14 protein-coding genes and 1 other RNA gene are annotated in these 11,775 nt (G+C 70.1%); 8 read left to right on the top strand and 7 right to left on the bottom strand.

Annotated features, from left to right (window positions below; all coding sequences use genetic code 11):
• From KUG41_RS08805 to recQ, 3 genes are all read right to left on the bottom strand, one after another.
• A partial coding sequence (locus KUG41_RS08805) for a DUF4912 domain-containing protein (RefSeq protein ID WP_216903266.1) occupies positions 1 to 745 on the bottom strand: 745 nt, incomplete at its 3' end.
• A gap of 141 nt (positions 746 to 886) precedes the next feature.
• The gene (aroB, locus tag KUG41_RS08800) at positions 887 to 2,023 is read right to left on the bottom strand and encodes a 3-dehydroquinate synthase (protein ID WP_216903264.1); all 1,137 of its coding nucleotides are present in this window, start codon (positions 2,021 to 2,023) and stop codon (positions 887 to 889) included.
• 26 nt (positions 2,024 to 2,049) lie between these two features.
• Positions 2,050 to 3,873, bottom strand: a complete 1,824-nt coding sequence (recQ, locus tag KUG41_RS08795; protein WP_216903262.1) for a DNA helicase RecQ — start codon at positions 3,871 to 3,873, stop codon at positions 2,050 to 2,052.
• Between the two features lie 131 nt (positions 3,874 to 4,004).
• Between recQ and KUG41_RS08790 the strand changes: the two genes are divergently transcribed.
• From KUG41_RS08790 to ssrS, 3 genes are all read left to right on the top strand, one after another.
• Positions 4,005 to 4,901 carry a carbohydrate ABC transporter permease gene (locus KUG41_RS08790; protein ID WP_216903260.1) on the top strand — a complete coding sequence of 299 codons (897 nt, stop codon included), beginning with the start codon at positions 4,005 to 4,007 and terminating at the stop codon, positions 4,899 to 4,901.
• Positions 4,902 to 4,974: 73 nt separating this feature from the next.
• Positions 4,975 to 6,237, top strand: coding sequence for a 5-(carboxyamino)imidazole ribonucleotide synthase (locus tag KUG41_RS08785; protein WP_216903258.1), 1,263 nt, complete (start codon positions 4,975 to 4,977; stop codon positions 6,235 to 6,237).
• Between the two features lie 6 nt (positions 6,238 to 6,243).
• A non-coding RNA gene (gene ssrS, locus KUG41_RS08780) (6S RNA) lies at positions 6,244 to 6,426 on the top strand.
• 10 nt (positions 6,427 to 6,436) lie between these two features.
• Here the strand turns inward: ssrS and KUG41_RS08775 are convergent.
• A complete protein-coding gene (locus tag KUG41_RS08775; RefSeq protein ID WP_216903256.1) occupies positions 6,437 to 7,084 on the bottom strand; it encodes an NAD(P)H-dependent oxidoreductase in 648 nt (215 codons plus the stop codon).
• Between the two features lie 47 nt (positions 7,085 to 7,131).
• On the opposite strand from KUG41_RS08775, the gene KUG41_RS08770 reads away from it, so the two are divergent.
• Complete coding sequence (locus tag KUG41_RS08770) at positions 7,132 to 7,608, top strand: hypothetical protein (RefSeq protein ID WP_216903246.1); 477 nt, start codon at positions 7,132 to 7,134, stop codon at positions 7,606 to 7,608.
• Here the strand turns inward: KUG41_RS08770 and KUG41_RS08765 are convergent.
• Both KUG41_RS08765 and clpS read right to left on the bottom strand, forming a co-directional pair.
• Positions 7,553 to 7,828: a DUF2103 domain-containing protein gene (locus tag KUG41_RS08765; protein ID WP_216903244.1), complete on the bottom strand. Its 276-nt coding sequence runs from the start codon at positions 7,826 to 7,828 to the stop codon at positions 7,553 to 7,555. The genes KUG41_RS08770 and KUG41_RS08765 overlap by 56 nt on opposite strands.
• Before the next feature lie 9 nt (positions 7,829 to 7,837).
• The gene (gene clpS / locus KUG41_RS08760; protein ID WP_254217025.1) at positions 7,838 to 8,131 is read right to left on the bottom strand and encodes an ATP-dependent Clp protease adapter ClpS; all 294 of its coding nucleotides are present in this window, start codon (positions 8,129 to 8,131) and stop codon (positions 7,838 to 7,840) included.
• A 63-nt stretch (positions 8,132 to 8,194) separates the two neighbouring features.
• On the opposite strand from clpS, the gene petN reads away from it, so the two are divergent.
• The 4 genes from petN to KUG41_RS08740 are packed head-to-tail and all read left to right on the top strand — an operon-like array spanning position 8,195 to position 11,049.
• Positions 8,195 to 8,296, top strand: a complete 102-nt coding sequence (gene petN / locus KUG41_RS08755; protein WP_015108283.1) for a cytochrome b6-f complex subunit PetN — start codon at positions 8,195 to 8,197, stop codon at positions 8,294 to 8,296.
• Positions 8,274 to 8,441, top strand: coding sequence for a hypothetical protein (locus tag KUG41_RS08750; protein WP_216903280.1), 168 nt, complete (start codon positions 8,274 to 8,276; stop codon positions 8,439 to 8,441). The genes petN and KUG41_RS08750 overlap by 23 nt, the downstream gene beginning before the upstream one ends.
• On the top strand, positions 8,438 to 9,694 hold the full coding sequence (locus KUG41_RS08745) for a CofH family radical SAM protein (protein ID WP_371734091.1): 1,257 nt from the start codon (positions 8,438 to 8,440) through the stop codon (positions 9,692 to 9,694). The genes KUG41_RS08750 and KUG41_RS08745 overlap by 4 nt, the downstream gene beginning before the upstream one ends.
• The gene (locus KUG41_RS08740) at positions 9,691 to 11,049 is read left to right on the top strand and encodes a hypothetical protein (protein ID WP_216903238.1); all 1,359 of its coding nucleotides are present in this window, start codon (positions 9,691 to 9,693) and stop codon (positions 11,047 to 11,049) included. Before KUG41_RS08745 ends, KUG41_RS08740 begins: the two co-directional genes overlap by 4 nt.
• Here the strand turns inward: KUG41_RS08740 and psb29 are convergent.
• Positions 11,012 to 11,707, bottom strand: coding sequence for a photosystem II biogenesis protein Psp29 (gene psb29, locus KUG41_RS08735; protein WP_216903236.1), 696 nt, complete (start codon positions 11,705 to 11,707; stop codon positions 11,012 to 11,014). The two genes, KUG41_RS08740 and psb29, sit on opposite strands and share 38 nt — an antisense overlap.
• Positions 11,708 to 11,775 lie beyond the last annotated feature (68 nt).

Raw genomic sequence — 11,775 nt, 5'->3', positions numbered from 1 at the left:
CGGAATCGATCTCATGGAAGGCCTCGGATCCGCGGCCCAGGCGGCGCAACGGCCGGGTGGCGCTCTGGTAGAGGCGTTCGTGCAGATCGGCGTGGACATCCCGCGCCGCAGCCGGCTCGAACAGCCCGCCATCCGGGGACTGGAGGGAAAAGGCGACGAAGGGATCGGCCACCGGGGTGAACGGAGTGTCCACGGCCGGCACATGGGCGGTGCTTGAGAAACCGAGGGAGATCCAGCCGCCGCTTCCGCCCCTGCGGAAGCCGAGCTCCACCCGGTAGTCGCGGCCGGAGAGGGGCACCGGCATGTACCACTCGGTGGCATGGCTCTCGACCACCACCTCCTGGAGGGTGTGGGGATGGGTGAAGCCGCCTCCCAGGCCGGTCACGTCCGCCACCCGCAGGCACAACTGGGTGGCTCCATCGGCCAGAGCCTGGCTCCTGTCGCCCGGGGCGATGGCCCAGCGCACCTGGGCCCACTGGGGATCCCGGGGCAGGAAGGACACCCATGTGGCCGGGTCGGCGGTCTGCTCGCTGGACGCCACAGGGGCCGGTGCCTCTGGCTGCTGGCGCGGCGCCTCGGCCGCCGATGCTGAGGCCTCCTCCGGGGAACCGGCCGATCCCTGTTCCGCCTCGGTGGCCTCTCTGTCGTTGCCGTCGCCTGCCAGTCCGAGGGCCCTGACCAGGCCACCAAGTCGTCGCAAGGGCTGGCTCAGGAAGCTGGAGAACCGGCTAGGACGACGGGTCATGGGCCGCTCAGTGATGGAGAACCTTCAGGAGATGGTCCCCGATACGGGGGACGCGCGCCGTTCCTGTCAGCGAAAGAGAATGGATAAACCCGACGGCCGGAGTCTTTCGCCCGCCACAGCCGGGAGGCCGGCGTGTCCATGTCATGGGGAGCAAACCGAAGCGACCTGATCCAGGGCTGTCCTGATCGTGGCCGACGCGACGTCGTCCCGGATCGTCACTGACCCCACGCCGGTGGGCAGAACGAAGCGCACCTTGCCGTCCCGCACTTTCTTGTCTCCCTGCAGACAGGCCAGCACCGCTTCGGGATCGAGGGCCGGCCAGTCCGTGGGCAGGCCCGCCGCGACGATCAGCCGCCGCTGGCGGTCCTGGTCCGCCTGGCTCCACAGCCCCATGGCCACGGCGATGTCTCCGGCGGCCAGCATCCCCAGGGCCACCGCCTCCCCGTGCAGCCAGGTGCCGTAACCGCTGAGGTTCTCCACCGCATGGCCCAGGGTGTGGCCGTAGTTGAGGATCGCCCGCAGGCCCCCCTCCCGCTCGTCGGCCGCCACCACCCGGGCCTTGGCGGCGGCGGAGCGCTCCAGCAGGCGCTGGAGCAGCACGGGCCCCAGGGCCTGGCGGCTGGACAGGCCCTGCGGCGTCCGGCCGACGGCCGCCTCCAGGTCCTGGAACAGAACCCCATCACCGATCACGGCGTACTTGATCACCTCCGCCATGCCGGCGCGGAATTCCCGTTCCGGCAGGGTGGCCAGCACCAGTGGGTCGATCAGCACCAGCTTCGGCTGATGGAAGGCGCCGATCAGATTCTTGCCCCCGGGATGGTTCACCCCCGTCTTGCCGCCGATGGCGGCATCCACCATCGCCAGCAGGGTGGTGGGGACCTGAGCCACGGCGATGCCACGCAGCCAGGTGGCGGCGGCGAAGCCTGCCATGTCGCCCACCACGCCGCCCCCGAGGGCGACGATCAGGGAGCCCCGTTCCAGGCGGTGGGCGAAGGCGGCATCGTGGATCGCCGCCACCGTGGCAGGTGTCTTGTGTTCCTCTCCGGCCTGCACCACCAGCGTCCGCACGTCGAAGTCCGCGGCCGCCAGGCTCGCCAGCGCCCGGGCGCCGTGAAAGCCCTCCACCTCCGGGTTGGTCACCACCAGCACCCTGGTGCCGCTGCGGAACCCCCGCTCCAGCAGCAGGGACCCGAGCGAACCGAGCAGACCCTCAGCGATCAGGACGGGGTAGGGATCGGCGGCCAGGGACACCGTGATGGTGCGGTACTCCTGCGGCACGGACGAAGCGGCGACGGGTGCCGAGGCTAGGCCGGTGCGGGGTGCCGGCTGACCAGGGCAAGCACCGCTGCGCCGTAGCTGGCCAGCTTCGCCTGGCCGATGCCGTAGATCCCGGAAAGCTCCTCCCGGTCGACGGGGTGGCGCTCGGCGATGGTGATCAGGGTGCGGTCCTGAAACACCAGATAGGGGGGCACCCCCTGCTGCCGGGCCTGCTCCAGCCGCCAGGTCTTCAGGGCCGCCAGGAGATCGGGGTCGGCGTTGCCCGTGGAGGGGGCACCGCCGGGGCCTGCCTCGGCCCGTTCCCCGCGACGTACCCTGGCCGGCGGCGGCAGGCGCATCTCCAGGCGTTGCTCCCCTCGCAGCAGCGGCCGCACCAGGGTGTCGGGGCCGAACGCGAGCCCACCATGGCCGTCGGTGCTGCTCATCAGGTACCCGCGGGCAGTGAGCTGGCGGAAGAGGGTGCGCCACTGGCCCCGATCCAGCTCCCGGCCGATCCCGTGAACCCCCAGCCGGTCGTGGCCCTGGCTGCGGATCTTTGCCGTATCGCCACCCAGCAGCACATCCACCAGGTGGGCGGCACCGAAGCGGCCGCCGGTGCGGTACACGGCCGAGAGGGCCTTGCGGGCCGCTTCGGTGACATCTGTGCCCTGGTCCGGCTCCAGGCAGATGTCGCAGTTGCCGCAGGGATCGGAGCCCGGTTCGCCCAGGTAGCTCAGCAGAATCTGGCGCCGGCAGCTGGAGGCCTCGGCGAAACCGATCAGGGCGTCGAGCCGGCCATGCTCGATGCGTTTCTGCTCCGGGTCGGCCTCGGAGTCCTCGATGAAGCGCCGCAGCTGCGGCACGTCGCCGGCGCCGTGCACCATCCAGGCGACGGCGGGGAGGCCGTCCCGGCCGGCCCGCCCCGTTTCCTGGTAGTAGGCCTCCAGGCTCTTGGGCAGGTCCACATGGGCCACGAAGCGCACGTCCGGCTTGTCGATGCCCATGCCGAACGCGATCGTGGCCACCACCACCACACCGCTGCCGTGGCGGAAGCGTTCCAGGCCGGCGGCACGCTGCTCGGCGCTGAGCCCGGCGTGGTACGCCAGGGCGTCGTGGCCCGCGGCCACCAGGGCGGCGGCGAACTGCTCCACCCGCTTGCGGGAGCGGGCGTAGACGATTCCCGAGTGGCCCCGTTGGCCGTCAAGGAAGTCGAGCAGCTGGCGCTGGGGTTCCAGTTTGTCCCGCAGCAGGTAGCGGATGTTGGGGCGATCGAAGCTGGCGGTGAACACCGCCGCCTGCTCCAGGGCAAGCCGCTGGACGATCTCGGCCCGGGTTCGGGGGTCGGCGGTGGCGGTGAGGGCGATGCGGGGAGTGGTGGCGAAGCGCTCCACCAGCACCGCCAGCTGCAGGTATTCGGGCCGGAAATCGTGACCCCACTGGGAGACGCAGTGGGCCTCGTCGATGGCGAACAGGGCCAGGGGCAGCTGGGCCAGCCGCTCGATCAGATCGCCGGCCAGCAGCCGCTCCGGGGACACGTAGAGCAGTTCCAGACGGCCGGCCTGCAGCTCCCGCCAGGTGGCGGCGACCGCCTCGGGGCTCTCGGCCGAATGCAGGGCGGCGGCGCGCACCCCCGCCTGGCGCAGCGCCGCCACCTGGTCCTGCATCAGGGCGATCAGGGGCGAGATGACCACTGCCGTGCCGGGGCGGCAGAGGGCGGGTATCTGGTAGCAGAGGGATTTGCCGCCGCCGGTGGGCATCAGCACCAGGGCTGATCCCCCCCCGCAGACATGGGCGACGATCGCCGCCTGGGGACCACGGAAGCTGGCGTAGCCGAACACGCTCCTCAGCACGCCCGCCGGATCGGGCGTCATCGGGCCTGGGGATCGCAGGTCATGGTCGGGACCCTCGGAGGTCGTCATTGTCCACCGCGATGGCGTTCGGGTCATGGCGGCCGGGATGGGAGGTGGTGGAGAAGCGTTCCCGTTTCCGGCAGGATGCATCGATGCCCCTGTTCTCTCCAGGCGCACCGGCGCCCACGCGCGCCGCCTGGGCGTTTCTGGCCCCGGCCCTGGTGCTGCTCGCCATCTCGGTGCTGATTCCGGCGGCCATGGCCCTGGTGATCAGCTTCACCCGCACCGGGCTGGATGTGAGTCAGCCGCTCACCTTCGTGGGCCTGGCCAATTTCCGCCGGCTGGTGGCCGATCCGATGCTGCTGAAGGTGGCAGGCACCACGTTCCTCTATCTGGTGGGAGTGGTGCCCCCGATCGTGCTCGGCGCCCTGGCCTTGGCGGTGCTGGTCAACCGCCAGCTGCCGGGCATCCACTGGTTCCGGGGTGCCTTCTACACCCCCGTTCTCGTCTCGCTGGTGGTGGCGGCGATCGCCTTCCGCTGGCTGTACGCCGAGAACGGCCTGATCAACGGTTGGCTGAGCGTCCTGCTGGGGGATCGCTTCAGCCCGATCGGCTTCCTCACCTCCGCCGGCCTGGCCCTGCCCTCGGTGATGCTGGTCACCCTCTGGAAGGGTCTGGGGTATTACATGGTCATCTTCGTGGCCGGCCTGCAGGGGATCTCCGCCGACCTCTACGAGGCGGCGGCCCTCGATGGCAGCGAGGGCTGGCGCCGCCACGTCGACATCACCCTGCCCCTGCTGCGGCCCTACATCACTCTGGTGGCGGTGATTTCGGCCATCGGCGCCACCAAGGTGTTCGAGGAGGTCTACCTGATGACTCAGGGGGGGCCGGCCGACAGCACGCGCACCATCGTCTACTACGTCTATGACCAGGCCTTCTCCGAACTGGAGATCAGCTATGCCTGCACGGTGGGCCTGGCCCTGTTCCTGATCGTGCTGTTGCTCAGCCTGATCCGCTACGCCTTCGCCGCCGAGAACCCGCTCCAGTGAGCCGTTCCCCCCTGATGGCAGGCTGGTGCCCCGGTTCGAGCGACCGTCCAGGGTGAAGACCACCGCGGAACCCATGACCCAGTCCCCCTCCGCTGCCATCGACGCCATCGGCATCGTGGGGGGCGGTCAGCTGGCCTGGATGCTCGCGGAGGCCGCCCGGGAGCTGGGGGTGGCCCTGCACGTGCAGACCCCCGCTGCCGACGACCCGGCCACCCGCTGCGCCGCCAGCGTGGTGCTGGCGCCCGTCGATGACGTGGAGGCCACCCGTCAGCTGGCCAGCCGCTGCGGCGCCATCAGTTTCGAGAACGAGTGGATCCCCCTTGAGGCCCTGAGCGCCCTTGAGGGTCCCCGTCTGGCCTTCCGGCCGGCGCTCGATGCCCTCCGGCCCCTGATCAGCAAGGCATCCCAGCGCCGGCTGCTCAACGACCTGCATCTGCCGGCCCCCCGCTGGTGCCCCCTGGCCGAGGTGCTGCGGCCCATCCCGCTCGCCCCCGGCCTGGCCCCGGAGGCGGGCCCGGGGCTGGCCGAGCCGCCCCCCCTTCCCGCCCCTCCCGTGCCGCGCCTGCCCGATGGCTTCGCCTTCCCCCTGATGGCGAAGGCCAGCCGCGGCGGCTACGACGGGCGGGGCACGATTCCCCTTCCCGACCGGTCCGCGCTCGAGGAGCTGCTGGGCCGGGTCGATCCCGACGACTGGATCCTCGAGGAGCTGGTGAGCTTCGATCAGGAGCTGGCGCTGGTGGCCTGCCGCGACCGGCATGGCCAGGTGGCCTGCTTCCCGCTGGTGCAGACCCATCAGCACCGGCGGGTCTGCGACTGGGTGCTGTTCCCCGCTCCCGTGGATCACCGGGTCGAGGTGTTCGCCCGCAATGTGGCCGCCTCCGTGCTCACCGCCCTCGACTATGTGGGAGTGCTCACGATCGAGTTCTTCTATGGAAAGGCCGGTCTGCAGGTCAACGAGCTGGCGCCACGCACCCACAATTCAGGCCATTTCTCCATCGAGGCCTGCCGCACCAGTCAGTTCGCCCAGCAGGTGCGCATCGTCGCCGGCCTGCCGATGGGGTCCACCGAGCCGCTGGTCCCCGGCGCCCTGATGGTGAATCTGCTCGGCCCTGACGACGGCGACCCCGAGCAGCTGCAACGGCGGCGGGTGCTGGAAGCCCTGCCGGGGGCCCACCTGCACTGGTATGGCAAGAAGGGCGGCGGTGCCGGCCGCAAGCTCGGCCACCTCACTCTGCTGCTCCAGGGAGTCAGCCCAGGGGAGCGCCAGCGGGAGATGGGGCGCCGGCTGGAGCAGGTGCGGGCCATCTGGCCGCTCTCAAGCTCTGACACCCCTTAAGATGACCAAGGACTGCTGTGTTGGTGACTGCCTTTCACAGTTTCTGATCTGACTCCCTTTCGACACGGGGAGTCATCAGCGACGGCAACGTATACCGACCTCGTCGTCGGAAACGAAGCCCCGCCCCCTGACTCCCCATCTGGTTCTTCCAGGTCGAACACTGGGGCAAGACGGCACGGTGGTCCACCCCCTTTTCTGATCAACGGGTCTCGATCAGTTCCTCGGCTGAATACCGCACCTTGGCCAGGGACGCATAGCGGTCCTCGGGGTCGCGATATCCGGCCGCGCACACCACGCAGCTCCGGTAGGGGCTGTTCTCAAGGTCGAGGATCCGGTCGTAGTCGGCCGGTGAGAAGCCTTCGATCGGGCAGGCGTCGACCTCAAGCAGAGCCGCTGCCGTGAGAAAGGTGCCCAGGGCGATGTAGAGCTGATTGCTGGCCCAGCGATCGATCGCTCCGCTGCGCGGGCCGTTGATCAGATCCTTCTCCATCATCGCCCGGTAGGGAGCCAGCTGGTCCGGTGTCAGACCCCGGGCTTCGGCGGTGGCCAGGATCAGCCGGTCCAGGTCGTCCGGTTCGATGTCCCGTCGGGCCAGGAACACCACCAGGTGGGAGCAGTCCGTGATCTGGGACTGGTCCCAGGAGTGGGGCCGCAGGGTGTCCCGCAGGGCAGGGTCCTCGACCAGCAGGAATTTCCAGGGTTGCAGCCCGTAGCTGGAGGGGCTCAGCACCAGGGCATCCTCCAGGGCGGTCCAGATCGCTTCCGGGATCCGCTTTCCCGGCAGGAACTGTTTGGTGGCGTAGCGCCAGCGCAGGGCGGCGGCGAGGTCCTCGGCAGAACAGGCCATGGAATGGATGACAGGGACCCGCATCATGGCTGCGGCACCCGCCAGGCATGCTGGAAGGACGTCCGATCGCCGCCGTGGTCAGCGAGTCTCCCAGCTTCCAGCAGTCTTTCGAGCGGTTGCTCGCCCGGGCGCCGGGGCCGGTGTTTCCCCGGGCCCGCGCCCTGTACCTGCAGAAATATTCCCTGGAGGAGGAGCCGGGAGGTGACTACCGCACTTTCCTGCTGGAGGAGGAGATCCAGGAGAGCCAGGGCGGAGCCCTGCGGATCAGGGCTCTGGCCCTGGCCATCGTGGCCTGGGGACAGCCCAGCATCGACGGGGCCGCCGCCGCCGCCTACCTGGAGCGCCGCTGGGGGCTCCACCCCACGGACCTGTGCGTGGAGGAGGGAAAGGTCTGGTTCCGTGAGGGTGGTGCCTACGCCCGGTTCGGCGCTCCCGCCGTCTACGAGCGGGCCGCCCCCACCACCCTGCTCAGCTCGCCAGCCGATCCAGGTGATCCTGCAGCTGATCCCGGCTCAGCCGGGTGACCACGAAGACCTCCTGGGCTGTGCTGCCTCGCCGGGCCAGCAGCTTGTGGCCTCCGGTGATCGGGCTTGACACCCGCAGCCGCAGGCCGTGGCTCCGGCCCCGCACCCGGGTGATCACCGCCGGTGTGATCGTGTCGATGTCCGGCAGGGTGGCCAGCTTCCTGAGCAGGGGGATCAGGCCCTCCACGTAGGTGCTGTGGGTGATCACGAGCCGGGCCATGGGGATCGCTCAGCCCCGGCCCAGGGGCGCCATCGTCAGGCCTTCAGAAGCCAGCAACTGGTGGTATAGCTCCCCCTGCTCCAGGGGACCGCTCCAGACCACCGCCGAGCCTTCCCCATCGATGCGGTGGGCCAGCCCCCAGGCCCGGTCGGGCTGCATCCCGGGCAGATGGCGCACCAGGACGTCCACCACGTGCTGGAACGTGTTGACATCGTCGTCGAGGACGATCACGTTCACGTGGGGGTAGCGCTCCCGCAGGCCCTGGCTTGCCTCGGAGGGGCTCCGGGATGGCGTGACGACCATGAACCTCCAGTGACTGCCGGTCACCAGCGTAGGTAACATGCGTTCATCTCTCAAGCGGGCTCGATGTTGATCACCCTCGGCTGGTCTGCCCTGGCGGCCATCTTCACGTTCTCGATCGCCATGGTGGTGTGGGGCCGCAACGGTGACAACAGCATCGGTTTCTGATCTGGCCTTTCCCACCACCACCCTGCTGGCGGGCCTCGCTTCCGCCCTGTTGCTGTTCGTCAGCATCGGCGTGATCTATCTCTCCACCGTGGAATGGCGCGACAAGCGTCGCCGCAGGGCGCAGGAAGGCCGCTCCCGTTCGTGAGCCTCTCCCCCGAGGCCTGGGAGGACGCCGGAACGCTGTTGCAGCCGCCCCCGCTCCCCGAGCGTGCGGGCCCTTTCCGGGGGCTGCCGCTGTCCTCTCTCGTCGCCTCCCTGGATGCGGCGCACACCAAGCTGGCCGGGGATGGGTCTGCGTCTCTGCAGCAGAGTGATCTGCCCGGTCTGGCCCTGGCCCTGCTCGAACGGGGTGGTGAACGGGAGCAACTGCGCAGCGCCGCCGATGCCCTGCGCCGCTCCCTGGTGGGCGATGGGGTCACCTTTGTCGTCAACCGCAATCTCAACACCAGTAACCACTGCGTGCTGCGCTGTCATTTCTGTGCCTTCCGCAGGGACGGGGACACCCCTGGTGCCTACCGGCTCCCACTGCAGGAGCTGGAGGGGCGGGCGGCGGAGGCCCAGCGGGTCGGGGCCACCGAGCTCTGTCTGCAGGCCGGTCTCGATCCGGAGGCCCAGCTGGGCGGCAGCCACCTGGCCTTCGCCGTCGATCTGCTGCTGCGGCTCCGGCAGGCGGCGCCGGGGATCCATCTGCATGCCTTCTCTCCCCAGGAGCTCCTCTTCATCGCCGAGCGCGACGGACTGCCCCTCGATCGGGTCCTGGTCGAGCTCCAGGCGGCGGGTCTCGGCTCCGTGCCGGGGACGGCTGCCGAAGTGCTCAGCGATCCGGTGCGACGCCTGATCTGCCCCGAAAAGCTCTCCGCCCGTGCCTGGGTGGCCGTGATTCTGCAGGTGCACAGGCAGCGGCTGGCCACCACGGCCACGCTGATGGCCGGTCATCTGGAGAGTGCCGCCGATCGGGCCGCCCACCTGCTCACCCTGGTGGCCGTGCAGCAAGACGCCCACCGCCGCGGACTGCCCGGCTTCAGCGAGTTCGTGCTGCTGCCGTTCGTGGGAGCGGCGGCCCCGGCTCCCCTGCGGCGGAAGGTGGGGCGTGATCAGCCCGACCCTGCCGCCATGCTTGCCCTCACGGCCCAGTGCCGGTTGCTGCTCGGATCCTGGTTTGTCCATCACCAGCCCAGCTGGGTGAAGCTCACCCTGCCGGTGGCAGCCGAGGCCCTGCGCTGGGGCTGCGACGATCTGGGCGGCACCCTCATGGAGGAGCACATCACCACCATGGCAGGAGCCCTCGGCGGTACCCGCCAGACACCCGCCACCCTGCGGGCCGCCGCCGCCCGGCTGGGGCGACCGGCGCTGCAGCGCACCACCCTCTACGGTCGGGCCGAAACGGCGAACCCATGAGCCGCCTGCCCGATCTGCTGCGGCTGCCCCGGCTCCCACGGGTCAGGCTCCCGTTGCCGCTGACCACCGCCACGCTGCTGCTGCTGCTGCTGCTGCCGAGTCTTGCCCTCTGGCGCTGGCCCCGGCCCAGGGCCCAGGGTCTGGAACAGCTGATGGCGACGGCGAGCCTGCTGCAGAGCTTCCCGGCCAGTCCGGAGCGTCCCGTGCCGGCCCTCTGGAGGCAGCGCCTCGGCGAGGACCTGGCCCCCCGCCTGTGGCGGCAGCAGCGACGCCTCTGGTGGCAGTTCTGGGGGATGCACACCGATGGGGCCGCCTACCTGGCGGTGCAGGACCCCGCCGGGGAGGGCGAGCAGAGACCCCTCCCCGCCAATGGCCTGCGGGTGGGCAACCTGCTGGTGGTGGCTCCCGATCCCCTCTCCCGTCGCCTGCTCAGGGACCAGCTCCGCCCCGAACAGCGTGCCGGACGAGGGCTCTACAACGCCTGCCTGCCGCGCCTGGAGAACGGCCAGGGGGTGTTCTGGAACGCGGCCGGCCTGGGTGTGCTGGTGGGCCAGGTGGCCCCGCTGCTGGAGGCCTATCAGGAGGGGTGCCTCTCCCTCGGCCTCGATTCTGAAGGAGTCCGGTGGCAGGGGGAAGCGGCGACCCGTGCCAGCGCCGGAACGGGGTCGATGGTCCCGACCGGTTCCCGCGAGACGGCCCCATCCCTGGCGCCGCTGCCGGCGGATGTCCTGCTGGAACTGCAGGGTTCCTCCCTTGAGCAGCTGTTCCGGGGATTGCTGTCACGCCAGCTGATCCGGGATCCACTGGCGGCCCGTTACGGCATCGACACCAGGGGCCTGGCCCTGCTGCGGCGCTCTCCCTTCCGGCTGCGACTCCTGCCCCAGGCGAGCGGCCCCTTTCAGGCCTCCCTGGAACTTCAGGTGGCGGTTGGCAACGACCGGCAGGGCTGGCGCCAGCTCCTGGCAGGGCTGGCCCGTTCGCTCCAGGCCCAGGACCTGGAGCAGGCCTCTGCGGCCCCCGCCGCCTGGCGCCGCAAGGACGGAGTGGTGCTGGGCGGCTGGCGGTGGATCGGCGAAACCGGACCCACCCCCCAGCTGCAGCTCTTCCTCGGCCCCGTCCCCTCCCGGGGGGCTCCCATCGTCACCACCACCACGGGGGATCAGGCTTCCGGGGACGGAGCGCTGCGGATGCAGGTCCGTCCCCAGGCCCTCGACCTGCTGGGGCTGCTTCCCGAGCAGATGCCCGAACTGGTGCGCCGCTCCGACCAGCTCTGGATGGAAGCGGCACCGCTCCAACCCGGGGGGCGAAGCGCTGGAGTCAGCCGGCTGTGGGGACGCCTTCGGGTGAACCGGTGAGTTCCTGCCGCTCCCGGCGGCGCCGTTCAGCCGCCACGGTCTCCTCCATCAGTTCCACTGCCATGGACATCTTCTCCAGGTTGCTCGCATAAAGGGACAGGTCCTTGTCCAGCCGCTCGCGCAGCAGGCCGATCGACTCGCCGATGTCATGGGCGAGCTGGCGCAGGGCCAGGGGCTCCATGGCGTCATCGGCGAGAGCCTGTTCCAGCAGAGCCAGCAGGCCCACGGCCATCAGCCGGGAGTAGTGGAAATGCGGCCGTCGGATGCTGGCCAGGGCAGTCGACACCGGGTGGGGGGCACCTTCCCCCTGGTGCTCGATCCACTGACGCACCTCCTGCTGGCTGTGGCGTCCCATGGCCGCCAGCGCTTCGGCGGCCTGACGACGCAGCTCGGGGCCGTCGAATCCCGAGGAGGCGCACAGGGCTTCGAACAGAGGAGCCTTCTGCTCATCGGGGCGGTAGCCGCGGGCGAAGCCGTCGAACACCTGCACAAGCCCGACGGCGAACAGGGGATCACTCTGGAAGCCCTTCTGGCGGCTGAGCAGGTGGAGTTCCACCAGCAACTCATCAACCATCCGCCGGTAGAGGGGGCCGATGACATGGGGGAAGGCGCCGTGGAAGGCACGCTTGCTGTCGGCGACGGTGAGAGCAGCGCTCACGCGGTTCGAATCTTCATTGCTGCGACCTTAGCGCTGCAGGCACTCGTCCCGATCAGCGCCTGGGTAAG

This window comes from Synechococcus sp. CCY 9618 (assembly GCF_019038415.1).
In the GTDB taxonomy this organism is placed as follows: domain Bacteria; phylum Cyanobacteriota; class Cyanobacteriia; order PCC-6307; family Cyanobiaceae; genus Cyanobium.
This window is presented reverse-complemented; position numbering and strand designations above follow the sequence as displayed.

Bases quoted from the DNA above. Each gene is read 5' to 3' on its own strand.
- recQ (WP_216903262.1), bottom strand. From the start codon at position 3,873: ATGACGCCCGATCCGGCGGGCGTGCTGAGGAGCGTGTTCGGCTACGCC.
- KUG41_RS08790 (WP_216903260.1), top strand. From the start codon at position 4,005: ATGCCCCTGTTCTCTCCAGGCGCACCGGCGCCCACGCGCGCCGCCTGG.
- KUG41_RS08785 (WP_216903258.1), top strand. From the start codon at position 4,975: ATGACCCAGTCCCCCTCCGCTGCCATCGACGCCATCGGCATCGTGGGG.
- KUG41_RS08775 (WP_216903256.1), bottom strand. From the start codon at position 7,084: ATGGCCTGTTCTGCCGAGGACCTCGCCGCCGCCCTGCGCTGGCGCTAC.
- KUG41_RS08770 (WP_216903246.1), top strand. From the start codon at position 7,132: ATGCTGGAAGGACGTCCGATCGCCGCCGTGGTCAGCGAGTCTCCCAGC.
- KUG41_RS08765 (WP_216903244.1), bottom strand. From the start codon at position 7,828: ATGGCCCGGCTCGTGATCACCCACAGCACCTACGTGGAGGGCCTGATC.
- clpS (WP_254217025.1), bottom strand. From the start codon at position 8,131: ATGGTCGTCACGCCATCCCGGAGCCCCTCCGAGGCAAGCCAGGGCCTG.
- petN (WP_015108283.1), top strand. From the start codon at position 8,195: ATGTTGATCACCCTCGGCTGGTCTGCCCTGGCGGCCATCTTCACGTTC.
- KUG41_RS08740 (WP_216903238.1), top strand. From the start codon at position 9,691: ATGAGCCGCCTGCCCGATCTGCTGCGGCTGCCCCGGCTCCCACGGGTC.